Annotated in this window: 19 protein-coding genes and 2 tRNA genes; 11 read left to right on the top strand and 10 right to left on the bottom strand. The window is 64.9% G+C overall.

The genetic code is table 11. The annotated features are described in order from the left end of the window. Positions 1 to 82 precede the first annotated feature (82 nt). Positions 83 to 167, bottom strand: a tRNA-Leu gene (locus tag ACZ1JC_RS16620). Positions 168 to 376: 209 nt separating this feature from the next. On the opposite strand from ACZ1JC_RS16620, the gene ACZ1JC_RS16615 reads away from it, so the two are divergent. Next, positions 377 to 538: a hypothetical protein gene (locus ACZ1JC_RS16615; protein ID WP_465135816.1), complete on the top strand. Its 162-nt coding sequence runs from the start codon at positions 377 to 379 to the stop codon at positions 536 to 538. A 19-nt stretch (positions 539 to 557) separates the two neighbouring features. Here ACZ1JC_RS16615 and sppA read toward each other — a convergent pair whose 3' ends face one another. Continuing rightward, positions 558 to 2,459, bottom strand: coding sequence for a signal peptide peptidase SppA (sppA, locus tag ACZ1JC_RS16610; RefSeq protein WP_465135817.1), 1,902 nt, complete (start codon positions 2,457 to 2,459; stop codon positions 558 to 560). Positions 2,460 to 2,613: 154 nt separating this feature from the next. Here sppA and ACZ1JC_RS16605 point away from each other — a divergent pair, with 154 nt between their 5' ends. Both ACZ1JC_RS16605 and ACZ1JC_RS16600 read left to right on the top strand, forming a co-directional pair. Beyond that, positions 2,614 to 3,594 carry an aspartate carbamoyltransferase catalytic subunit gene (locus ACZ1JC_RS16605; protein ID WP_465135818.1) on the top strand — a complete coding sequence of 327 codons (981 nt, stop codon included), beginning with the start codon at positions 2,614 to 2,616 and terminating at the stop codon, positions 3,592 to 3,594. Further along, positions 3,591 to 4,832 (top strand): dihydroorotase, encoded by a 1,242-nt coding sequence (locus tag ACZ1JC_RS16600; protein ID WP_465135819.1) that lies wholly within the window; start codon positions 3,591 to 3,593, stop codon positions 4,830 to 4,832. The genes ACZ1JC_RS16605 and ACZ1JC_RS16600 overlap by 4 nt, the downstream gene beginning before the upstream one ends. A gap of 278 nt (positions 4,833 to 5,110) precedes the next feature. Here ACZ1JC_RS16600 and ACZ1JC_RS16595 read toward each other — a convergent pair whose 3' ends face one another. The 3 genes from ACZ1JC_RS16595 to ACZ1JC_RS16585 are packed head-to-tail and all read right to left on the bottom strand — an operon-like array spanning position 5,111 to position 7,864. After that, a complete protein-coding gene (locus ACZ1JC_RS16595) occupies positions 5,111 to 6,415 on the bottom strand; it encodes an SPOR domain-containing protein (protein ID WP_465135820.1) in 1,305 nt (434 codons plus the stop codon). Between the two features lie 22 nt (positions 6,416 to 6,437). After that, positions 6,438 to 7,124, bottom strand: a complete 687-nt coding sequence (locus ACZ1JC_RS16590; RefSeq protein ID WP_465135821.1) for a hypothetical protein — start codon at positions 7,122 to 7,124, stop codon at positions 6,438 to 6,440. A 14-nt stretch (positions 7,125 to 7,138) separates the two neighbouring features. Further along, positions 7,139 to 7,864, bottom strand: coding sequence for an AAA family ATPase (locus ACZ1JC_RS16585; protein WP_395331538.1), 726 nt, complete (start codon positions 7,862 to 7,864; stop codon positions 7,139 to 7,141). Positions 7,865 to 8,146: 282 nt separating this feature from the next. Between ACZ1JC_RS16585 and ACZ1JC_RS16580 the strand changes: the two genes are divergently transcribed. The 5 genes from ACZ1JC_RS16580 to ACZ1JC_RS16560 all read left to right on the top strand — a co-directional run bounded on the left by ACZ1JC_RS16580 (position 8,147) and on the right by ACZ1JC_RS16560 (position 12,692). After that, the gene (locus ACZ1JC_RS16580) at positions 8,147 to 9,325 is read left to right on the top strand and encodes an SPOR domain-containing protein (RefSeq protein ID WP_465135822.1); all 1,179 of its coding nucleotides are present in this window, start codon (positions 8,147 to 8,149) and stop codon (positions 9,323 to 9,325) included. 123 nt (positions 9,326 to 9,448) lie between these two features. Next, positions 9,449 to 10,750, top strand: coding sequence for a DUF418 domain-containing protein (locus ACZ1JC_RS16575; protein WP_465135823.1), 1,302 nt, complete (start codon positions 9,449 to 9,451; stop codon positions 10,748 to 10,750). A gap of 86 nt (positions 10,751 to 10,836) precedes the next feature. Beyond that, the gene (locus tag ACZ1JC_RS16570) at positions 10,837 to 11,031 is read left to right on the top strand and encodes a (2Fe-2S)-binding protein (RefSeq protein ID WP_465135824.1); all 195 of its coding nucleotides are present in this window, start codon (positions 10,837 to 10,839) and stop codon (positions 11,029 to 11,031) included. A gap of 105 nt (positions 11,032 to 11,136) precedes the next feature. Then, entirely contained in the window at positions 11,137 to 11,616 is a 480-nt protein-coding gene (gene bfr / locus ACZ1JC_RS16565) for a bacterioferritin (protein ID WP_465135825.1), read from the top strand. A 23-nt stretch (positions 11,617 to 11,639) separates the two neighbouring features. Continuing rightward, positions 11,640 to 12,692: an NAD(P)H-dependent flavin oxidoreductase gene (locus ACZ1JC_RS16560; RefSeq protein ID WP_465135826.1), complete on the top strand. Its 1,053-nt coding sequence runs from the start codon at positions 11,640 to 11,642 to the stop codon at positions 12,690 to 12,692. Here ACZ1JC_RS16560 and ACZ1JC_RS16555 read toward each other — a convergent pair. Further along, the gene (locus tag ACZ1JC_RS16555; RefSeq protein WP_465135827.1) at positions 12,685 to 14,772 is read right to left on the bottom strand and encodes a prolyl oligopeptidase family serine peptidase; all 2,088 of its coding nucleotides are present in this window, start codon (positions 14,770 to 14,772) and stop codon (positions 12,685 to 12,687) included. The genes ACZ1JC_RS16560 and ACZ1JC_RS16555 overlap by 8 nt on opposite strands. Positions 14,773 to 14,917: 145 nt before the next feature. Here ACZ1JC_RS16555 and ACZ1JC_RS16550 point away from each other — a divergent pair, with 145 nt between their 5' ends. Next, positions 14,918 to 16,075, top strand: a complete 1,158-nt coding sequence (locus ACZ1JC_RS16550; protein ID WP_465135828.1) for an AI-2E family transporter — start codon at positions 14,918 to 14,920, stop codon at positions 16,073 to 16,075. An 82-nt stretch (positions 16,076 to 16,157) separates the two neighbouring features. Here ACZ1JC_RS16550 and der read toward each other — a convergent pair whose 3' ends face one another. Continuing rightward, positions 16,158 to 17,534: a ribosome biogenesis GTPase Der gene (der, locus tag ACZ1JC_RS16545; RefSeq protein ID WP_465135829.1), complete on the bottom strand. Its 1,377-nt coding sequence runs from the start codon at positions 17,532 to 17,534 to the stop codon at positions 16,158 to 16,160. Between the two features lie 189 nt (positions 17,535 to 17,723). On the opposite strand from der, the gene ACZ1JC_RS16540 reads away from it, so the two are divergent. After that, positions 17,724 to 18,368: a CHAP domain-containing protein gene (locus ACZ1JC_RS16540; protein ID WP_465135830.1), complete on the top strand. Its 645-nt coding sequence runs from the start codon at positions 17,724 to 17,726 to the stop codon at positions 18,366 to 18,368. Between the two features lie 193 nt (positions 18,369 to 18,561). On the opposite strand, the gene ACZ1JC_RS16535 is transcribed toward ACZ1JC_RS16540, so the two are convergent. Further along, complete coding sequence (locus ACZ1JC_RS16535) at positions 18,562 to 18,849, bottom strand: DUF3297 family protein (protein ID WP_395331520.1); 288 nt, start codon at positions 18,847 to 18,849, stop codon at positions 18,562 to 18,564. 89 nt (positions 18,850 to 18,938) lie between these two features. Here ACZ1JC_RS16535 and ACZ1JC_RS16530 point away from each other — a divergent pair. Continuing rightward, positions 18,939 to 19,013: transfer RNA gene (locus ACZ1JC_RS16530), tRNA-Val, on the top strand. A gap of 98 nt (positions 19,014 to 19,111) precedes the next feature. On the opposite strand, the gene ACZ1JC_RS16525 is transcribed toward ACZ1JC_RS16530, so the two are convergent. Both ACZ1JC_RS16525 and ACZ1JC_RS16520 read right to left on the bottom strand, forming a co-directional pair. After that, complete coding sequence (locus ACZ1JC_RS16525; RefSeq protein WP_465135831.1) at positions 19,112 to 20,308, bottom strand: methyl-accepting chemotaxis protein; 1,197 nt, start codon at positions 20,306 to 20,308, stop codon at positions 19,112 to 19,114. A gap of 272 nt (positions 20,309 to 20,580) precedes the next feature. Beyond that, positions 20,581 to 21,639, bottom strand: a complete 1,059-nt coding sequence (locus ACZ1JC_RS16520) for an acyltransferase family protein (RefSeq protein WP_465135832.1) — start codon at positions 21,637 to 21,639, stop codon at positions 20,581 to 20,583. Positions 21,640 to 21,687: the final 48 nt, after the last annotated feature.

Raw genomic sequence — 21,687 nt, 5'->3', positions numbered from 1 at the left:
TGCCTTCCTGTGCAATTCAACGGGCCCGGCAACGAGCCTGCGGGCCGATTCTCGCGGCTACCCTCCCCCGGGGCGACGAGACTGGTGCGGGCGAAGGGACTCGAACCCCCACATCTTTCGATACTGGTACCTAAAACCAGCGCGTCTACCAGTTCCGCCACGCCCGCATGGATGAAAGCCAGAAACTCAAGGAACGTGCCCTTATAAGGACACGCGGGAAAGGGCAAGGGCGGCGATTCGCCGTGCCCTTATATTGTGCGTGGGATGGCCGTGGCGTTTCGGGTGCAAGGCGGGCTGCACCGCCTTGCCGGGGCACCAACTTGCACCCTCAGGCGTTACCTACGAACCAGACACGCACCAGCGAGCGAGAGGCGACATGGCCACCCAACCCGCAGACGATCCCGGCAATACCCCACCCGAAACGCCCGTTCCGCCGATGGAGCCCGGCCCGCCGGACTTGCCCGAGGAACTTCCGCCCGGAGGACCGGACTTCGACCAGCCAGATACCGGCCCGCTGGAGATGCCGCCGCCGGATTAAGCGGCGACATCCGGTTCCATCAGTCGAAACCGACCAGCTTGGCGAGCATCCGCAGGGTCGAAACCTGGTCCGCCTTGCGATCTGCGCTGCCCGGTACGACCGGGCATTCAAGGCAGTAGGCCTGCGCCCCGCGGCTTGAGAGCATCGCAGTCAACTGCCCGGCCACGCGCGAAGCCTGTTCGTCACGGCGGCGCGAAACCAGGCTGGTAAAGTCGTAGGCACCCGCCTGCACGTGGGCGCTGTCATCCGGGGCCTGAGAGGTCATGCTGCTGAGGAACTTGCTGAAAGTGTCCTCCTCGCTCTGCAGATAGACCGCATGCCACTTGCCGTTGCCGACGCCGCCGACCCGGGCCGCTTCGGCCAGCGCCGCGTCCAGATCGCCCATCTTGTCGACAAGGCCGATCCTCTGCGCTTCCGATCCCGGCCAGACGCGGCCCTGTGCGATCGTATCCATCTTTTCCGGCGTCGTCTTGCGCGCCTTCGCCGCAAGGGCGACGAACTTGCCATAGGTATTTTCGACGGAGGCCTGCAGCATCCCTTCCACTTCGGGGGTGAAACCGCCCAGAATGTCGGGCTGGCCGGACAGCGGCGTGGTCTTCACCCCGTCGCTGGTGACGCCGTATTCGCCCAGCGTCTTCTCGAAGCTGGTCACCACCGCGAAAACGCCGATCGAGCCAGTGATCGTCGCCGGCTGCGCGAACACCGTCTGGCCCGGGGTGGAGACCCAGTAGCCGCCGCTGGCAGCAAGGTTGCCCATCGAGACGACGACGGGGATCTTCTTCGCCTTATACCGATCGATGGCGCGGCGCATCCGCTCGGCGGCCATGGCCGAGCCGCCAGGCGAATCGATTCGCACGACCAGCGCCTTGAAGCCCTCGTCGATATTGTCGTCCAGCAGCTGGGCGATGCGGTCTCCGCCTGCTCGGCCCGGTCCGGCGTCGCCGTCGACGATCTCTCCCGCGATGGTGATAACGCCGATCTTCGCGCCTTCCTGCTTTTCGGGATTGGCCTTCAGCCATGCCGCCAGATCGGTGTGCTTGTAGGGCAGGTCGTTATCGTCCCGCGCGTCGTCCTCGCCCGCGATCTCGGTCACGCGGGCGTCGAATTCGCTCTTGTCGCCGATGCGGTCGACCAGTCCGGCCGCCTTTGCGCCTTGGGCAAAATCACCGCCGGTGGCCTTGGTCCAGGCGATAGGATCGCCGGTCATGCGGTCCAGCTGCGACTTGGGGCGGGCGCGGGCGACATCCGCCTTGTAGCTGCCCCACAGCGCGCCGTAGATGTCCTGATAGGCTTCCCGCGCGGCGGGGGACATGTCGTTGCGGAGATAGGGCTCCACGAAGCTCTTGTAGGTGCCCGCGCGATAGACGTGGGCGTTGACCTTGAAGCGATCGAGCAGCGCCTTGAAATAGACCTGGTTGCCGCCCGGCCCCGCCACGAAGGCGCCGCCCATCGGATCGATCCAGACTTCGCTGGCGTGGGATGCAAGCTGCACGCCGTCGTCCGCATAGGCATTGGCGAAAGCCAGCACCGGCTTGCCCGCCTTGCGCACATCGTCCAGCGCGTGGCCGATTTCCTCGATATGCACCATGCCGCCACCCAGAAAGCGCGACATGTCGAGCACGACGACCTTGATGCGCTTGTCCGTCGCGGCCAGCTTCAGCGCGCGTTCTATGTCGCGCGCCTGGAACTGACCGGCGGGCGCCTGGCTGCTGGCCAGCAGGCTTAGCGGATCGGGCCGGCTCTTCTCCTCGACGATGGATCCATTGAGGTCCAGCAGCAGCGCCCCGTCCTGAATGCGGGTGGCCGCCGGCCGGGACGTCAGCACTGCGTAGAGCAGGCCGAAAAACAGCAAGAGGAAAACCAGCGCCAGCGCGTCCTTCACGCCGACCAGCAATTTCCAGACCCTGTGCGCGAACTTCATGGATTCACCAGCCTTTCCGGGAACCTGCATACGCCCCACGGCGGCCTGCCGCCAGACCGCGAAACAAGGTTTCCGGACACAGCGCATCTCTTGCGTGTTATTGCCCGTAAAATGCTTGAGCCCGGAGCCAGCTGGGCCTAGTGCCTGATCTTCGATGACATCCCCAGAATATATCTATCCGGAAGGCGCGCTCGCCTTCCCGCATCGCGGTCTCGTGGGCATTGGCGGTCTTGCCCCGCATGAGATCTGGTTCCTCCTCGACGAGGCCGAACAATGGGTCGAGATGAATCGCGGCACGCAGAAACGCCGCGATCTGCTTTCGGGCCTGACGATCATCAACGCGTTCTTCGAGAATTCGACGCGGACGCTGCTGAGCTTCGAGATCGCCGGCAAGCGCCTGGGCGCCGATGTGGTGAACATGGCGGTGGCGAATTCCAGCGTGAAGAAGGGCGAAACGCTGATCGACACGGCGATGACTTTGAACGCCATGCGCGCCGATGCCATCGTCATCCGCCATGCCAGTTCGGGCGCGGTGCAGCTGATCGCCAATCTGGTCGACTGCCCGGTTCTGAACGCCGGCGATGGCCAGCACGAACACCCCACCCAGGCCCTGCTGGACGCGCTGACGATCCGGCAGGCCAAGCGCGCCTTCAACGGCCTGCGCGTCACCATATGCGGCGATATCCTGCACAGCCGCGTCGCCCGTTCGAACATCCTCTCGCTCGCCTCGCTGGGCGCCGAAGTGCGCGTCTGCGCGCCGCCCGCGCTGATGCCCGCGGATATCGAGCGGATGAACGTGAAGGTGTTCCACGATTTCGACGCCGCGCTGAAGGGCGCCGACGTGGTGATGATGCTGCGGCTCCAGCTGGAACGCATGGAAGGCCAGTTCATCCCCTCCCCGCGCGAATATCGCCATCTTTACGGTCTGACGCTCGACCGGCTTGCCAAGGCTGAGTCCAACGCCCTCGTCATGCATCCGGGGCCGATGAACCGCGGCATCGAAATCGATTCGAACGTGGCCGATCTGGTCGGCCGCTCGCAGATCACCACGCAGGTGGAAATGGGCGTGGCCATGCGCATGGCCTGTCTTGATGTGCTGACCCGAAAAGCCCGCAATGTGGAGGGCTGGGCATGAGCAATCAGGCACCCCTCACCCTCACCAACGGCAAACTGGTCCTTGCCGACGGCACTATCACCCCCGGCGCTCTGCGCTGCGAGGGTGGTTTCATCACCGCGATCGGCGCCGACGTCTCCGCGCAACCGGGCGACACCGTCCACGATGCCGGCGGCCACCTGATCGCACCGGGTCTGGTCGATCTTGGCGTCTTCGCCATCGACAAGCCCGCCTTCCACTTCGGCGGCATTACCCGCGCGGCGCTGATGCCGGACCAGAACCCGCCGCTCGACGTGCCGGCCCGCGTGCGCTTCGCCGCGCAATCGGGCAAGCCGGACTTCTGGGTCCACCCGCTCGCCGCCGCGACGCAGGGGCTGGAAGGCACTTCGCTGGCCGAAATCGCGCTGATGCGCGATGCCGGCGCCAAGGCGGTCGCCACTGGCCGCAGCTGGATCGGCGATTCGGGCACGATGCTGCGCCTGCTGCAGTACACCGGCATGCTGGGCATGGTGGTGATGACCCATTCGGAAGACGCGGGCATCGTCGGCAAGGCCGTCGCCACCGCGGGCGAAATGGCCACCCGTCTGGGCCTGCCCTCTGCCCCCGCCGAAGCCGAAGCGCTGGCGATTGCCCGTGACATCGCGCTGGCCGAACTGGCGAATGCGCCGATCCACTTCCGCAAGGTGACGACTGCCAAGGGGTTGGACCTCGTGCGCGCGGCCAAGGCGCGCGGTCTGAAAGTGACGGCGGGCGTGACGCCGGCCTACTTCATGCTCTCCGACCTGGCGCTGGCAGGTTTCCGCACGTTCGCCCACCTCTCCCCGCCGCTGCGTTCGGAAGACGACCGCAAGGCGGTGATCGCCGCCATCGGCGACGGCACAATCGACGTCATCGCATCCGGCCACGATCCGCGCGGGCCCGAGGACAAGCGCCTGCCGTTCTCCGATTCGGCGCCGGGCATGGCGGGGGCAGAGACGCTGCTGCCGCACACCATGAACCTCGTCCGCGATGGCGTGATTTCCCTGTCGCGCGCGTTCGAGCTGATCGCCACCAACCCTGCGAAACTGCTGGGCGTCAATGCCGGCAAGCTTGAGGTGGGCGCGGAAGCGGACATCGCGGTGATCGCGCCGGACCGTCCGTGGATCGTCGATTCGGACAAGATGGCCGCCCTCGCCGGCAATACGCCGTTCGACAAGCAGCCCGTGCAGGGCCGCGCCGTGGCGTTGTTCAAGGGCGGCGTGCCGGTTCTGCAGAAGTAATCGGTTTCATGGACCAGAGCGGGGCCGAACACGACGCAGCCCCGCTCAAATCTCTCTCAAAACACACCGTCATCCCCGCGAAGGCGGGGCCCCCGCTTCTCTTGCGCGCTGGGCAAAAAGAAAGCGGCCCCCCGCCTTCGCGGGGGCGACGGGTTGGATTTGATAAGCTCCGCTGATCGCTGACCAGCCAACTCCCCATACCCACAAAAAAAGACGGCCCCTGTTCGAAAACAGGGGCCGTTCAGGTTCACATGGAACTGGTAAAGCAGTGAGGCGCGTCAGCGGCTCGCAAGCTTGGCGCCCGGCAGCGGGCTGCGTTCGGAATAGGCAAGGCAAGCCGATCCGCCCTTGCGGACAGTGGAGCACAGCGACTGTGCGCCATCGCGATCGAAGCCTTCGGCGGCGACGCGGTAGTAGCGCTGGCCGTTCACCTGCGCCTCGGTGATGCGCAGGGTGTGATCCTTCAGCTTCGGATTCTTCGCCTGGAAGATGGCCCAGGCGCGCTTGGCACCGTCCATCGAGCGGAACGAACCGAGCTGGACGAGATGGGTCGTGCCACCGGCAACCCGCTTCGGCTGCGCAACGGCGACCTTGGCCGGAGCGGCAGCGCGGCGCGCGGCCGGCGCCTGTGCAAAGGCGGGTTGGGGCAGGCTGCGCGCAGCAACGGCAACCGTCATGGCCGGGCGCGGCGCGGCGACAGGCGCCGGGGCCGCTTCCTCGGCCTGGCCGGAGCCCCAGAAGGTTTCGCCGGACTGCACCGCCGGGAGTTCGCCACCGGCGGCAGCAACCTGCACGGGTGCCGGAGCGGCAACCGGTACTTCCGCGACCGGTGCGGGAGCTTCGGCGGTGGCAAGCTGAGCGCTATCGGTCGACGGGTTCAGTGCCAGCATTGCCGGCTGACCCGCATCACCCCGCAGCGGCGCGCCGATCAGCGTAGCGATACGCTCACGACCTTGCGCCGGGGCGGCGCTGGAGGCCCATTCGTTGAGGCGCGCATCAAGCTGATCGCCCGAAAGATCCTGCGATGCGATCAGACGCGCTTCGCGCCAGCGGCCGTCGAGGGCATAGGCATAGGCAAGGTTCTGGCGCGTTTTTGGCGACGCCTCGCCGCCGCGCACGAGGTCGGTCAGGATTGAAACGCCGCTGGCCGGCTGACCGGCCAATGCCACGGCCAGACCGAAATCGCTGGCAGGAAGCTTGTCCTGCACGCGCTCCAACACGGCCAGCGCCTCTGCATTGCGGCCGGCACCGATATAGGCCAGCGCGGCACCAAGGGCAGTATGCGGATCCTGATCGCCCAACGAGATCGCATCTTCGAACGTGGTGGCCGCCGAATCGAAGCGACCCGCAGTAAGATACGCCTGCGCCAGAGCCGAACGACCGGCAGCGTCACGCGGAGACTTGGCCACGCGCTGTTCGGCACGGGCAATAGCTTTGTCACCCGCATCGGCCGAAGCCGTGGCAGGGGCGCCGGAGCTGGCGACTGGTCCGTGGCTCGCACAGCTGACCAGCAGCGCCGCTGCCATGGCCGCGCCCATCGTCAGCCCAACCGTACGGGTGCGAGAAGAATTGAGGCGTTCCATCAGAATGTCCCCCCTAGGACGATCAGCTGCGCTTCGCGGCCATGCGGGCCGGTGCCGAAACGTCGGCGAATTCGGCCAGGTACTTGTCCAGCGCTTCGGTCACGATGGTCTGGGCGCTGCGGTTGAGCAGCACGCCGGCCATCTTGAGGCGGAAATGACGTTCGGCATCGAGCCGCAGCGTGAATGCAGCGCGGCGACCTTCGGTGATCATCGGGCGCACCGGCGCGGCGGTACGGTTGATGCGCTCGGCCAGATCCTCGATCTGACGCAGCACGTCCGGCTTGCGCGGCGCGAGAGCCGGCATTTCGGGCATGAGCGATGCCATCGGCGCGTCGGTCGAACCGTCTTCGCCTTCTTCCTCGCAGAAATGCATGTCGCCGAGATCAGCCTCATGCGTTTCCTCGAAAGCCTGAGCCTCGAAAGCCTGAGCCTCGAAAGCCGGTTCCTCGATCGGAGCCGGGTTCGAAACCACCACAGTCATCGGCGCAACGGCCTCGACAACCGCAACCGGAGGTTCAGCCGCAACCGGCGCAGCCTGTTCGGGCGCACCCCAGTCGTTCCAGCCAAGGTCGTCGATCGGTGCCGGCGCGGCGGTCATGCCGCTCATGCCGAAAGAGGCGTTGTCCTGACGGCGCATCGCCGGCTTGGCGCTGCCCTTGCGGGCCAGCAGGCTCGGCGAAAGCGACGCGAATGTACGGGGCTCGCTCATCGCGCCGGACATGCTCAGGACCCCGCGACGCGGCGGCCGAAGCCACCGACCGGACGCTGCGCGCCCTGGATCACCGGCTGCCCCGGAACCGGCGGGGCCGAGAACACGGTGCGGCGGAAGTTCTTTTCGAGACGGTCCGAAATGTAGTTCCACAGCGCCGCCACTTCCTGCGAGGAACGGCCGTTGGGATCCACTTCCATCACCGTGCGGCCATCGATCATAGAGGCGGCGAAATCGGTGCGCTGGTGCAGCGTAACCGGGGCAACGGTGCCGTGCTGCGAAAGCGCGACGGCGGCTTCGGCCGTGATTCGCGCCTTGGGCGTGGCGGCGTTGACGACGAAGAGCAGCGGCTTGCCCGAACGCTCGCAAAGATCGACCGTGGCGCCCACGGCGCGCAAGTCGTGCGGGCTGGGACGGGTCGGGATCACGATCAGTTCGGCAACCGAAATCACGCTCTGGATCGCCATGGTGATTGCCGGCGGCGTGTCGATCACGGCCAGCTTGAAGCCCTGCTGGCGCAGCACTTGAAGATCGGCGGCGAGGCGGGCCACGGTGGTCTGGGCGAAGGCGGGCAGTTCGGCCTCACGCTCGTTCCACCAGTCGGCCAGCGAGCCTTGCGGGTCGATGTCGATCAGCACGACCGGCCCGGCGCCGACGCGCTGCGCCTGGACGGCAAGATGTCCCGAGAGCGTGGTCTTGCCCGAGCCGCCCTTCTGCGATGCCAATGCCAGTACTCGCAAAGCCCTGTCCCCTGAGAATTCCATAAGGAATGTGAACCTGTCTGAGGGCTGGGATCGCAGATCGTTCCTAATTTAGAGTTAATTACGTACGCCGCGCTCCCGGGCGCAGGCTTCCCGCGCCCACCCTTTCATGCCACCTTCGCGTCAGTAATTTGTTTACCATGCCGGTTAAGGGCGATTTTCGGCAGTAGCCCGTATTGTCCCGCGACCGGGCTGGTGCCATCCGTCAATCTTCGCGTAGCATGTCTTCCATCCGGGAACGGTCATCGGGGCGGGATCAAGATGCAGAAAATTCTTCGTTTCCTTGCAACGAGCGCTGCCTCGACCGGGGCCTTCTGCACGTTTTGCGCCCTGATTCCGACTCCCGCCGCGGCTGACGTGAAGGCCGGAGTCGATGCCTGGTCGGACGGGAAATACGAAGCCGCCGTGCAGCAATGGCAGCCGCTGGCCGACAAGGGCGATGCCGACGCCGAATTCAACATGGCGCAGGCCTACAAGATGGGCCGGGGCGTGCCGCTGGATCTGGGGCAGGCCGAAACGCTCTATGGCAAGGCCGCCGCGCAGGGCCATGTGCAGGCCTCGGACAATTACGGCCTGCTGCTGTTCCAGCGGGGAGAGCGTGAGAAGGCCATGCCTTATATCGCCGCCGCCGCTGGCCGCGGGGATGCGCGGGCGCAGTACATTCTGGGCGTTGCCTGCTTCAATGGCGACCTTGCCGAGAAGGACTGGGTGCGCGCCTATGCGCTGGTCAGTCTGGCCCAGCAGGCCGGTCTGCCGCAGGCCACCCGCGCGCTTGCCCAGATGGACGAGCACATTCCGCTGGAACAACGGCAGCAGAGCGTCCCGCTGGCCGCAAAACTCGCCGCCGACGCCGATGCAGAGCGTGCGCGCGTGGATGCGTCCGCCGCACTGGGCGCACCCGGAGCCGCCGCGACTCGCCCGCAACTCGCCCGCGAATCGGTGCAGCCCACCGGCCCTGCGACGGCGGGCGCCGACTATGCGCGGCCCGTGCCAGCCTCGATCGAAAGGCCCGCCTCGATCGAAAAGCCCACGGTTTCGCCCACAAAGAAGCCGGCCATTGTCGCGACGGTGCCAAGCGCAAGCCCGCCCGAGCCGGCGCGGCTTGCCGTGGCGAAGCCCATTGCGCAGAAACCTGCCGCGCAAAAACCCGTCGCAATTGCCAAGCCCCCTGCCCTCGCTTCCGCCTCCGCCGCCACGTCCTCCAAACCCGGTAGCTGGCGCCTCCAGCTGGGAGCCTTCGGGGTGGCCGCCAATGCCGACAAGCTGTGGTCCAGCCTGTCGAAGCGCCCAGAACTGGCTGGAAGCCGCCGCGAGCAGGCGCGCGGCGGCACGCTGATCTTCCTCTATGCCACTGGCTTCGCCGGCAAGGCGGAGGCCGATAAGGCTTGCGCGGCGCTGAAGTCTTCGGGCCACGAGTGCATCGCCACACCGCCCAAATGACCGCCTGACAACGGCCTGAGGCAAGCGTCGGGGCGATAGCCCCCGCCATCCCGTCTTCTATCGGCAATTTCCATGGACTCCGGCGAGTCGCAGGCATAGCCTCCCGATTGGGAGACAGGGGCTATGCCGAAGGCATTGACGGGCGATAACGCCCGCGAAGTCCACTACGATTTCGAGGTGACCGGCGCGGCGGAAGCTGTGGACCGGCTCGAAACGCTTGACCTCATTCGCGGAATCGCCGTTCTGGGTATCCTGGCCATCAACATTTCGGGCTTTGCCGGGCCGGCGGTGGGATCGGCCTCCCCCGGATTTGCGATGCCCGTCAGCGGTGCCGACGAATGGGGCTATGCCATTGGCTTCCTGTTCTTCGAAGGCAAGATGCGCGCGCTGTTTGCGATGCTGTTCGGTGCCGGAATCGCGCTTTATTGCGATCGTATGGACGCCGCCGGGCGCGATGGAGACGTGTTGCAGGTCCGCCGCCTCGCCTGGCTGATGCTGCTGGGGCAGCTGCATTATCTGCTGCTGTGGTGGGGAGACATCCTGTTCGTCTACGCCACTTGCGGCATCGCCGTGCTCTTCGTGCGCCGCCAGCCTTGCGCGGTGCTGCTGGGATTGGCGGGGGGAATCGCGCTGACCGCCGCGATCGTCGATCTTGCCGCCATGCTGCCGCTTCTGCGGGCCGAAGAGGCCGTTCGCCTAGGCATCGCCACGCTGGCGGAGCGCCACGAAGTCGCCGACCGGCTCGCGCGATATCGCGAAGCGGCAAAGGCACAGGCAGCGCTCTACCATGCGGGATTCTGGGACATTGCGGCGGCCAAGCTGCGCGACGATCCCTTCTGGCTGGTGACGATGACTCTGCATGCGTGGAGCGAGGTGATCCCGCTGATGCTGGTCGGCCTGGTGCTTCAACGCATGGGGCTGGCCCAAGGCGCTATATCACGCCGCACTCTGCTGGCTTTCGGCACGGCAGCGGCGGGGATCGGTCTTGCCCTCACCCTGATCGCACTGGGCTGGGCCTGGCCGCGCCATTTCCCGCCGGTCGCCATGTACGTGATGCTCGGCAAGGGACTGATGCCGGCGCATTTCGTTACCGCGCTGGGCTACGGCGCGCTGATGCTGGCCGCCGCGCCGGCGCTGCTGCGCACCGGCATGGGCCGCCGTCTCGTCGCATGCGGGCAGATGGCCTTCAGCAACTACATCGGCACCAGCCTGCTGATGAGCGTCCTGTTCTTCGGTTGGGGCTTCGACCTTTACGGCAAAGTGGGCGCGGCGGCGCAGTGGCTGTTCGTGCTGCTAGGCTGGTCGATCATGCTGGCCTGGAGCGCACCTTTCCTGCGCCGATACCGGCGCGGACCGCTGGAACTTGTGTGGCGTTCGCTGGTCGAAAAGCGCCTTTTGCCCAATCGGCGCCCACTATCTACCTGAGTTTTTTGGCGGATTTTCGGCCCTAAAGAATGCTATTGCGATCCATTTGCAGTTGCATATGATGGGCCTTGTAAGAGGATTCGCCCATGTACGTTTGCATCTGCAATGCGATTAAGGAAAACGACCTGCGCACCGCCGCGCGCTGCTGCCGTGGGGATGCCAATGCACTCTACGCCGCGCTCGGCCGGACACCGCAGTGCGGACAGTGCCTGGAAGATGCCGAAGACATTATCGCCGATGAAATGTCGGCGCTGGAAGCACCACTCAGCGCCGCCGCCTAAACGGTACACCCGGCGTAAGAGGTTCACCTCGCGGGGCTTTCCGCGGGTTGCACCCGTTTGCATACGCGCCCATAATGCGCCCTGAAATTTTCAGGAGCATCCCCCATGAAGGGCGACCCCCAGGTCATCGACTTCCTCAACAAGGCTCTCTTCAACGAGCTGACCGCGATCAACCAGTACTGGCTGCATTATCGCATGCTGGACAACTGGGGCATCAAGAAGCTTGCCGAGTATGAGCGCCACGAGTCGATCGACGAGATGAAGCACGCCGACGTGCTGGCCGATCGCATCCTTTATCTCGACGGGCTCCCCAACTTCCAGGCGCTGGGCAAGCTGCGCATCGGTGAAAGCGTGGAGGAAGTGCTGAAGGCCGACCTCGCGCTGGAGCATGACGCCATTCCGCTGCTGCGCGAAGCCATCGCCCACTGCGAAGCCGTGCGTGACTATGTCAGCCGCGAAATCTTCGCGCGCATTCTGGAGAGCGAGGAAGAGCACGTCGACTTCCTCGAAAAGCAGTTCGACATGATCGAGCGCATGGGCATCCAGAACTACTGCCAGCTTCAAAGCAAGCCGGCGGAAGACTGATTTTAGGAAGGCGCGCGGGTTAGATGGACTTTCTCGCGCGCCTTGGCCTTTCCATTCCGCTGATACAGGCCCCGATGGCGGGCACTTCGACGCCGGCCCTTGCCGCCGAAGTCTGCAATACCAGGGCGCTCGGTTCGCTCGCCCTCGGCGCCATCGGACCGGATGAAGCCCGCAGGCAGATCGCCGATCTGCGCAGCCGCACCGACCGGCCTTTCAATCTCAACCTCTTCGTTCACGAGACGCCGCAGGCCGATCCTGTGGGCGAACAGGCATGGCTCGATGCCCTCGCCCCGCTGTTTCGCGGATATGGCGCAGAACCACCCACCGCGCTGGAAACGATCTACGACAGCTTCGCAGGCAACGCAGCCATGCTGGACGTCGTGCTGGAGGCCAAGCCCGCCGTCGTCAGCTTCCACTTCGGCTTGCCCGAAGCCGATGCCATCGCCGCGCTCAAAACAGGCGGTTGCCTGCTGCTCGGCAGCGTCACCAGTCTTGCCGAAGCGGAACTCTCGCTGGCGGCGGGTGTCGACGTGCTGGTCGCGCAAGGGTGGGAGGCCGGCGGCCACCGCGGCATGTTCGATCCCGATGCGCGAGACGACCGGCTTGGCACGTTCGCACTGACGCGGCTGCTGGCCCGCTGGGGCAAGCTGCCGGTGATCGCGGCGGGCGGCATCATGGACGGTGCCGGCATTCGCGCCGCGCTGAACCTTGGCGCGGTGGCCGCGCAGCTTGGCACTGCCTTCATCGCCTGTACGGAATCGAACGCCGATGCCGGTTATCGCGCCCTGCTCGCCAGCGACGCGGCACTCCATACGACGATGACGCGCGCCATTTCGGGCCGCCCTGCCCGCTGCCTTGCAAATCGCTATACGGAGTTCGGCGAACGCAGCGACATCCCGCCGGTCCCCGCCTATCCGCGCACGTATCTGGCCGGAAAGGCGCTCAACGCCGCGGCCAAGGCCAAGGGCGAGCCGCTCTACGGCGCGCAATGGGCGGGACAGGGTGCGCCGCTGTCCCGGCCGATGCCGGCGGCGGAACTGGTCGCCCAGTTCGCCGCCGAACTTTCGCTTACTTAGCGTCCGCCGCCGGAGCCGTCTTGTCGGTCCGGTACTTGTCGAACCACGCCAGAATCGCCGAAGCCTTGGCCGCCGACTGCGAAGGCCGCGCGGCGATACCGCCGTGGCTCGCGCCCGGCACCTTCACCAGCGCCGTCGGCACGCCGCGGATCTGCAGCGCGGCATAGTACTGCTCCGCCTCGCTGACCGGGGTGCGATAGTCTTCCGAACCCACCACGACCATCGTTGGAGTCTTCACGTTGCCGACGATGCTCAGCGGCGAGCGGCGCCAGTATTCCATCGGGTCTTCCCACGGCTTCTTGTCGAACCAATAGCGCGAGGTGAAGGTGGTGGCGTCCATGGTCAGCGCCTCGCTGATCCAGTTGATCACCGGCTTCTGCGTGACCGCCGCCTTGAAGCGATCGGTCTTGCCGACGATCCATGCCGTCAGCACGCCGCCGCCCGAACCGCCTGTGACGAAAAGGTTGTTCGGGTCGGCCACGCCATCGGCAATCGCCGCGTCTACGGCCGCCATCAGGTCGTCGTAGTCGGTACCGGGATAGGCACGGTCGATCAGGTTGGCGAACTCCTCGCCATAGGACGTGCTGCCGCGCGGGTTGGTGTAGAGCACCGCATAGCCGTGCGCCGCGTAGAGCTGGTAATCGGTCGCGAAACCAGGGGCGTAAGCGGTGTTGGGGCCGCCATGGATTTCCAGAATCAGGGGCGCGCGCTGGCCAGCGGCAAGGCCCGGCGGGGTCACCAGCCATGCGTCGATCGCACGGCCATCGGGCGCAGTGACGGCCAGCTTGCGCACCGGGGCCATCGCCTTGGCTTCCATCCAGGTGCCGTTGAGATCGGTCAGCTTGCGGCCCGCTCCGCCGCTGCTCACCCAAAGGTCCGCCGGCCGCGCGGCTGTGCCCGAGGTATAGGCAATGCGCCCGTTGCCGGAGACCGAGAACTCGCCGCCCGAATAGGGCCGGTCATACCCCTTGCCCGGGCTCAGCCCCTCCACGGCATTGCGGATCGAACCGTCGAGGCCCACGCGCGCCACGTAAGTCTTCGCGTGATCGTCGTACTGGGCAAGCACCGTCGAATTGCCGCTCCACGCGATCGAATCGATCGAATGGTCGAACTTGCCGGTCAGCGCCTTCACGCCCGAACCGTCGATGTTCATGACGTAAAGCTCGGTGTTCTCGTAAGACCGGTTCACATCGTCATAGCCGAGATAGGCCACGCGCTTGCCGTCGGGCGAGACCAGCGGATTGGCATCCGGTCCCTTGCGCGTGGTGAGCGCCGTCAGCGAACCGCTGGCGATGTCGAGCGAATAGACCTCGGAATTGTTCGCTTCCCGCTGCCAGTCGGCATTACGATTGCCCGAAAACAGGATGCGCTTGCCGTCCGGCGTCCACGAGAGCGGGCCCTCATCGTCGAAATTGCCGAAAGTCAGCTGGCGCGGCGCACCGCCATCGGTGGAGACGAGGAACAAGTGATCGTACCCCGGCTGCGTATAGCCGCCGCCATCGGCGCGATAGGTCACGCGGTCGATCACTTCCAGCGGATCGGCCCACTTGGCGCCTTCCGGCTTGTTGGCGGGGCCGGAACCCAGCTTCATCGCCTCACCCGGAACGCGCATGGTATAGGCGATCTGGCGGCCATCGGGCGACCAGGCGATGCTGCCGGGGCTATCCGGCAGGCCGGTCACGCGCACTTTGGCGCCGCTATCCAGCCACAGCACGTAAAGCTGCGGCGCGCCGCTGCCGTCGCTGGAAACGAAGGCCAGCCGCTTGCCGTCCGGCGACCAGACCGGTGAGAAATGCGCGCCCTGCCCGGTGACCAGCGGGCGCTGCGCGCCGCTTGCCACGTCCACCAGCCAAATCGACGGCACCTGCTTATCCACCATCACGTCCGCGCTGGAGCGCACATAGGCGATACGGCTGCCGTCCGGCGAGATCTGCGGATCGGTAACGCCCGAAAGCTTGAACAGATCGTCGGCTGTAAAGGCGCGCTGCGGGCCGGCATCGTCCGCCAGGGCGGGCGCAAAGGGAACCACGGCGCAGCCGAGGGACAGAATAGCGAGGCGAAGGGCGAGAGTTGTGCGCAAGACGCGATCTCCGGTTCTTTTTATGGATGCGCGGAAAGCCGTTCGCCGCCCGCCCGATGCGGCTTGTCTTGCCCAGCCGCCAGAAAAAATCCACCCCGTACCCGATCCGGGCTGGCGCAATATGAAATCGTGCTAAGACAGGATCATGGAGAGTCCACGTCCGCAGCCCCCCTATCGCCTCGAAGACTATGGCTTCGCATTTCTGGTCATCATCGTATCGGTCGCCTTCGCATGGCTGCTGATGCCCTATTTCGGCGCCGTGCTCTGGGGCGTGGTCGCCGCGATCCTGTTCGAGCCACTGACCTTCCGCTTTTCGCAGAAGATGGGCGGGCGGCCCAACACTGCCGCCGGGCTGATGCTGCTGATGCTGCTGGCCCTGTTCATCATTCCCGCCATCCTGCTGGGCATCAGCCTGGTGCAGGAAGTGAGCGCGATCTACGAGAAGATCTCCACCGGCCAGCTGGATGTCGGCCACACGATCGCAAAACTACGCGCGGCCCTGCCCGATTCGGTGGAAGGACTGGTGGACCGGTACGGACTGGCCGACTTCGAATCGCTGCGCCGCCAGTTCGGCGCAGGAATCGCCAGCGGTTTGCAGGGGCTGGCGACGCGTCTGGTCTCCGCCGGTCAGGGCGCGCTGAGCTTCCTCGCCGCATTGGGCGTGATGCTCTACCTCACGTTCTTCCTGCTCCGCGACGGGCGCCGTTACGGTGAACTGATCCGTGAATCGCTGCCGCTGCGCCCGCACCTGCGCGACCGGCTGATTACCAACTTCCTCGTCGTCGTGCGCGCAACGATGAAGGGCACAGTGGTCGTTGCCATCCTGCAGGGCCTCGTCGGCGGGGTCATCTTCTCGCTGCTGGGCATTCCCGGATCGCTGCTCTGGGGCGTGCTGATGGGCTTCTTCTCGCTGCTGCCGGCAGTGGGAACCGGCCTCGTCTGGGTGCCGATGGCGCTGTACCTGCTGGCGACGGGCCATGTCTGGCAGGGTTCCATCCTCGCCTTCTGCGGCATGTTCGTGATCGGCATGATCGACAACCTGCTGCGCCCGATCCTGGTCGGCCGCGATACCCGCATGCCAGACTTCGTGGTGCTGATCGCCACGCTCGCCGGCCTGCAGATCTTCGGCCTCAACGGCTTTATCGTGGGCCCGGTGATCGCCGCGCTGTTCATCTCGGTCTGGAACCTGATGCGCGAGATGCGCAGCGCAGACGGCATGATCGAGCCCGACGCCATCGAACTGGAAGACGAAGCCGCCGAGCAGCGCGGTGCCAGCGCCGAAACGGCAGCGCACCCCTCGTAAGCCACGGCTCCCCGCTCCCACGAAAAAGCCCGCTCCCGCACAATGCGGAAGCGGGCTTTTTCATGTCTGAGGCAATTGGCGCCTACTTGTTTGCGAAGGGGTTCTTCGCACTTCGCAGGTTCAGGCGGATCGGCACCGCGTCAAAGCCCAGTTCGCGGCGGATGCCGTTGACCAGGTAGCGCTTGTAGCTTTCCGGCAGCAGGTCCAGTCGCGTGCCGAACAGTACGAAGCCCGGCGGGCGGGTCTTGGCCTGGGTGATGTAGCGCAGCTTGATGCGCTTACCGCCCGGCGCCGGCGGCGGATTGGCCGACAACGCATCGTCGAACCAGCGGTTGAGCGCGGCAGTCGGCACGCGGCGCGTCCATGCCTCGCGGATCGAGAAGGCGGCGGCGATCAGTTCGTCCAGCCCCTTGCCGGTGCGTGCCGAAACCGCCAGCAGCGGCACGCCGCGGACCTGGGCCAGACCATCGTCCAGCGCGCCGCGAATGCCCTGGAACAGCTTCGAAGCGTCCTCGGCCACGTCCCACTTGTTGATCGCGATCATCAGTGCGCGACCTTCTTCCAGCACCTTTGAGGCGATGGTGAGGTCCTGATGCTCCAGCCCGCGCGTTGCATCGAGCAGCAGCACGACCACTTCGGCAAAGTCGATCGCATGGCGCGCGTCGGCCACGGCCATGCGTTCCAGCTTTTCGGTCACGTTGGCGCGCTTGCGCATGCCGGCGGTATCGATCAGGCGAACCGGGCGGACTTCGTCCGTCTTGGGATCGGTCCATTCCCAGTCGATCGCGATCGAATCGCGGGTAATGCCCGCTTCCGGCCCGGTCAGCAGGCGGTCCTGCCCCAGGATCTTGTTGATCAGGGTGGACTTGCCCGCGTTCGGACGGCCGACGATGGCCAGCTTGAGCGGCGCGCGCAGCAGCGCTTCCTCGTCCAGCTCTTCGAACTCTTCCTCTTCAGGCTGGAGCGGTTCCAGATGCGGTAGCAGGGCCTCGAACAAGTCGGCCATGCCCTCGCCATGCTCGGCGGAGATGCCAACCGGATCGCCAAGGCCCAGCGAATAGGCTTCGAGCAGACCACCCTCGCCCGCGCGGCCTTCAGCCTTGTTTGCCAGCAGGATTACCGGCACCGGCGAGGCGCGCAGCCAGTTGCCGATTTCCTCGTCCAGCGGGGTCAAGCCGGCACGCGCGTCGACCACAAACAGCGCAACGTCGGCGGTTTCCAGCGAAGCCTCGGTCTGCTGGCGCATACGGCCGGGCAGCGTCTCCGCTTCGTCGTCCTCCCAGCCGGCAGTGTCGACGATCTGGAACTTGAGCCCCAGCAGTTCGGCATCGCCGAAGCGACGGTCACGCGTGACGCCCGGCTGATCGTCGACAAGCGCAAGCTTTTTGCCGACGAGCCGATTGAACAGCGTGGACTTGCCAACGTTGGGTCGGCCGATGATGATCACCTGGGGAAGCATATAAGAACTCGATAAAGGATTCGCGCCGATAGGGGAATTTGCCGCAAATGGAAATGACCCTGCAAAAAGACACGGTTTTCTGCGGTTTCGGCGCTCAAATAGTTACCGCGCCATTAACCACATAATTCAGGAAGCCCCTAACCCTGCCCGCCGAACATGGCAAACATGAAGGGTTACCGCAGATTCATCATGTTGGGCCTCGCACTTGCGGCGGCGGCACCAGCCATCAATCCGGTCGCTGCCAGCGCCGCCATCGACGATACCATGGCCGGTGTCGACGGCGGATCGGACGCCGCCAAAGGCCCGGATTATCTGGAATGCGTGCCCTATGCACGCCAGCTTTCGGGCATCCGCATCTTCGGCGATGCCCATACTTGGTGGCAGCAAGCGCATGGACGCTATGCCACCGGCCACACGCCGCGCGTCGGCGCAGTCATGGCGATGCAACCTTACGCCAATTCCGAATTGGGCCATGTGGCCACGGTCAGCAAAGTCGTCGATTCGCGCACGATCCTGGTCAGCCATTCCAACTGGTCCCCGATCAATGGCCGCCGCGGCCAGATCGAGAAGAACGTGACCGTGCTGGACGTCTCGCCCGAGAACGACTGGAGCGAAGTGCGCGTGTGGTACGCACCGATCCATAACCTGGGCACCACGCACTGGCCAGTTTCCGGCTTCATTTATAATGCGAAGCCCGGCGCGATGAAGGATCTGGGCAGTGCCCGGCTCGACGCCATCGCGGAACCCGACGAATCGCCCGCCCTCACGCCGCAGGCAAAGAAAAAGGGCCGCCGAAGCGACCCTATCGGCGCCATCATCGCAGGCACCTACTGATAGCAATCGGGCCGCATCACGCGGCCCGATCCATATTCAGAGTCCGTTTGGAAAATGCCCGGATGGGCATTTTCGTAGCGGCACCGGCCCACTCCCCCTCCCGACCGCCCATCAGGATACACTCGTGGGCGGTCGGGTGGGGGAGTGGGCCGGTGCCGCGAAATTCGCCTTCAGCGAATTTCCAAACAAACTCTCAGAGCTTGGCGACCGGCGCGTCCTCGCCCAAATCCTCGTACCAGGCTTCGACCGGGCCGGCGAGCTTCACCGTCAGCGGATTGCCCTTGCGATCCAGCGTCTTGCCGGCCTGCACGCGCACCCAACCTTCGGAAATGCAATATTCCTCGACATTGGTGCGCACGGTACCCTTGAAGCGGATGCCAACGCCGCGCTTCAGCTTTTCCTCATCGAAGAACGGGCTCTTCGGGTTGATGGCAAGGTGGTCGGGCGGCACGTCTGCGCCGGTCTTGGTCTCTTCGGTCATGCCTCGCGATTTAATTGCAGATGCACGCTTGTCAATTCGATCCGACTCATCTAGAGGCGCGCTTCCGCAGCGGACATGGTCCAGCCGGCGGGCGCGTAGCTCAGTGGTAGAGCACACCCTTCACACGGGTGGGGTCGCAGGTTCAATCCCTGCCGCGCCCACCATTCCTTTCCCGGAATGGTAATCTCCAAACACCCCAAACATCGATGGCTTCTGCAGGCTTCCGCCGCAGCGACCCGTGCCGCCGCGACGGAATGAAGCGTCAGACGCGTCCGCTCACCAGCATCGGCCGGAAACCGCCCTGCGTCGGCGTCATGCGAAAACGATCCGCCTCCGCCGCCAGCGTGGCCACTTCGGACGTCAGATTGCGCGCCGCCGCCGAAGTCTGCTCCACCATCGCCGCGTTCTGCTGCGTCGAATGGTCCATCGCGCTGACGGCGGCGTTGATCTCTCCAATCGCGGCGGCCTGAGCGTCGTTGTCAGAGGCGATCAGCCCGGCTAGCCGTGTGACTTCCTCGCCCGAAACTGAGATCACGCCGAAAGCGGAATCGACCTTGTGCACGGCCTCCACGGCGGCCTCGATATCCGTCTGCGTCACGCCGAGTTGATCGCGCGCCCGCTTCGATTCCTCTTCGGCACGCATGGCCAGTGCCGAAACCAGATCGGCCACCACCGCAAAACCGCGCCCGGCATCGCCGGCGCGTCCGGCCTCCACCGCCGCGTTCATCGCCAGCACGCGCGTCTGGAAGGCGATCTTGTCCAGCCCCTCGATCACTGCGTCGATGCCCTTGGCGCTTTCGCTTACGCGGTTCATCGCCTCAACCGCGGCATCGGTGCGCGAGCGCCCCTCATGCACCGCATCCATCGCCTGCCCCGATGTCGCGACCGAACGCGTCGCCGCCTCCGCCGTCGCCTTAAGCCGATGATCGATCTGCTGAATCGCGGCAGCCGTCTGTTCCAGGCTGGCGGCATTGGCCTCCGTCCGCCGGGCAAGATCTTCCGAAGCCTGCGCAATCTCGCGCGAGCCGACAAGGCTGTTCTGCGTGCCTGACTTCACCGAACCCAGCAGCCCGCGCAGACTTCCCAGCGCTTCGTTGAAGCTATCCTTCAGCGCCGCATATTCGCCGGGATAGTCCTCGACGATGTCCGCCGTCAGGTCGCCATCGGAAAGACGGCGGAAGTTCACCGCCATGCCCTGCACCACTTGGGCATTGCGCTGCGCCTCGTCGCTCTTGGCGATCTCTGCCTGCGCGGTTTCGCGGAACTGGAACATCGCCTGCGTCATTCGCCCCACACAGTCGCGGAAATGCGTGAACTCGATCGGACTGTCGAGATCGCCTGCGGCAAGCCCCTCCATCCGCACGACGGTGGCAACGTAAGGCCCGGCAATCGCCTCGCGATAGGCGATACCCAAAACCGCCGCTACGAAAGTGGCTGCAACCACGGCCCAGCCCGCCATTCCGTCTGCCAGGTATAGCCCGGCCAGCCCGCTTGCCAAAGTCAGCGCCGCCATACTGCCAAATGAAATCAGCAATTTAAGCCGAATAGGCGCGTTCGCCCTGAACCACTCCATAGCTTTTACCCCAATCCCGCCCGCGCAAGTCGGAACCGTTCCGGCTTTTTGCGGACCCCAAGGGTTTTATAGGCGGCGTTCCCGACCTTCGATTGCGAAGAATTATCAACAGCGGTGTCGCAAGGGCAGCTTGCGGAAATTTAATGGTATTTTCCTGCTTAACAGGAAGCACTCTTCATATTCGTGGATATTCTTCGGGTTCGAATTCTCGTTCGGAGACGCTCTACGAGCGGGTCGAAGGTCAAAGTCAATAAACGGCCAAAAGCGATCGAGACTATCAAGGTGATGAGGCAAAGGGTCAGTCGCTGCCACAAATGCGCCCCTTGCCAGCCCAACGACCATGCAATGACCAACCCGACAATCCAGTGGGAAATATAGATTGGATACGACAAGTCCCCGAGGCGCTTGTCCAATGCGCGCGGAACGGGGTTCCAATCCGACACGGCCAAAGGCGTAACGATCAGGAGCGCGATCGGGCCGGTCACGATCAGAGCGATCGCATCGCAAACGCTCGGTCCCCACAGGGCTCTCGCGGCAAAACGCGATCCAATGACGGCTGCAAATGCCACAATCGCGCACCATGCCAGTTTCGGTGCATGCCCGGTGATACGGGCGCCGACCCCCTCCCGGTAATGATAGGCAAGCGCGCCAAGGCTGAACGGCAGACTGCCACCGGGAATGGCAAGGTAGGAAAACAAGCCCAGGTCACCGGCAAGTATTGCGACCATGCTGTAGGCGAGCGACAGGCCAAACCATACGAGCGTGATTTGCCGATTGCGGGAGATTCCCAGGCTGATGAGCAGGTAAAATACCAGTTCCGTCGTGATGGCCCAGGTCGCAGGCGCCAGCCTCGGCGAAATGCTGCTGGGTACGATGGCCGGATATATCATCGTCAGGTTCTCCAGCCATTGGCCGGTGGTAGCCGGAATCGCCATCTCCGGCTTGAACGCGATGCGAAAACCGTCGGGCACCAGGGCAAGCAGGCTCACCGAAAAGGCAAGCACGAGCAGATAGGACGGATACAGCCTGAGCGCCCTGTTGCACCAGAACCGGGCGAAACCCTCCAGGCCGTATCCGTAGCTGCGCTGCATGACGAAAGTCATGAGATAGCCCGAAATGACGAAAAAGCCGACAACGGCATTGTCTCCGCCGAACGGGAAGCGACCAATGTGCTGAAGCAGGACGGCGATGGCGAGGATCAGTCGAAGCGTTCCCATGGCCGGGATCGTTTCGCAATTGCGACATGGCGCCAACGGCAAATACGT

It is taken from the genome of Sphingomonas sp. BL-S-28, assembly GCF_055521515.1.
Note: the sequence above shows the minus strand (reverse complement) of the source record. Positions and strands in the feature narration are given on the sequence as shown.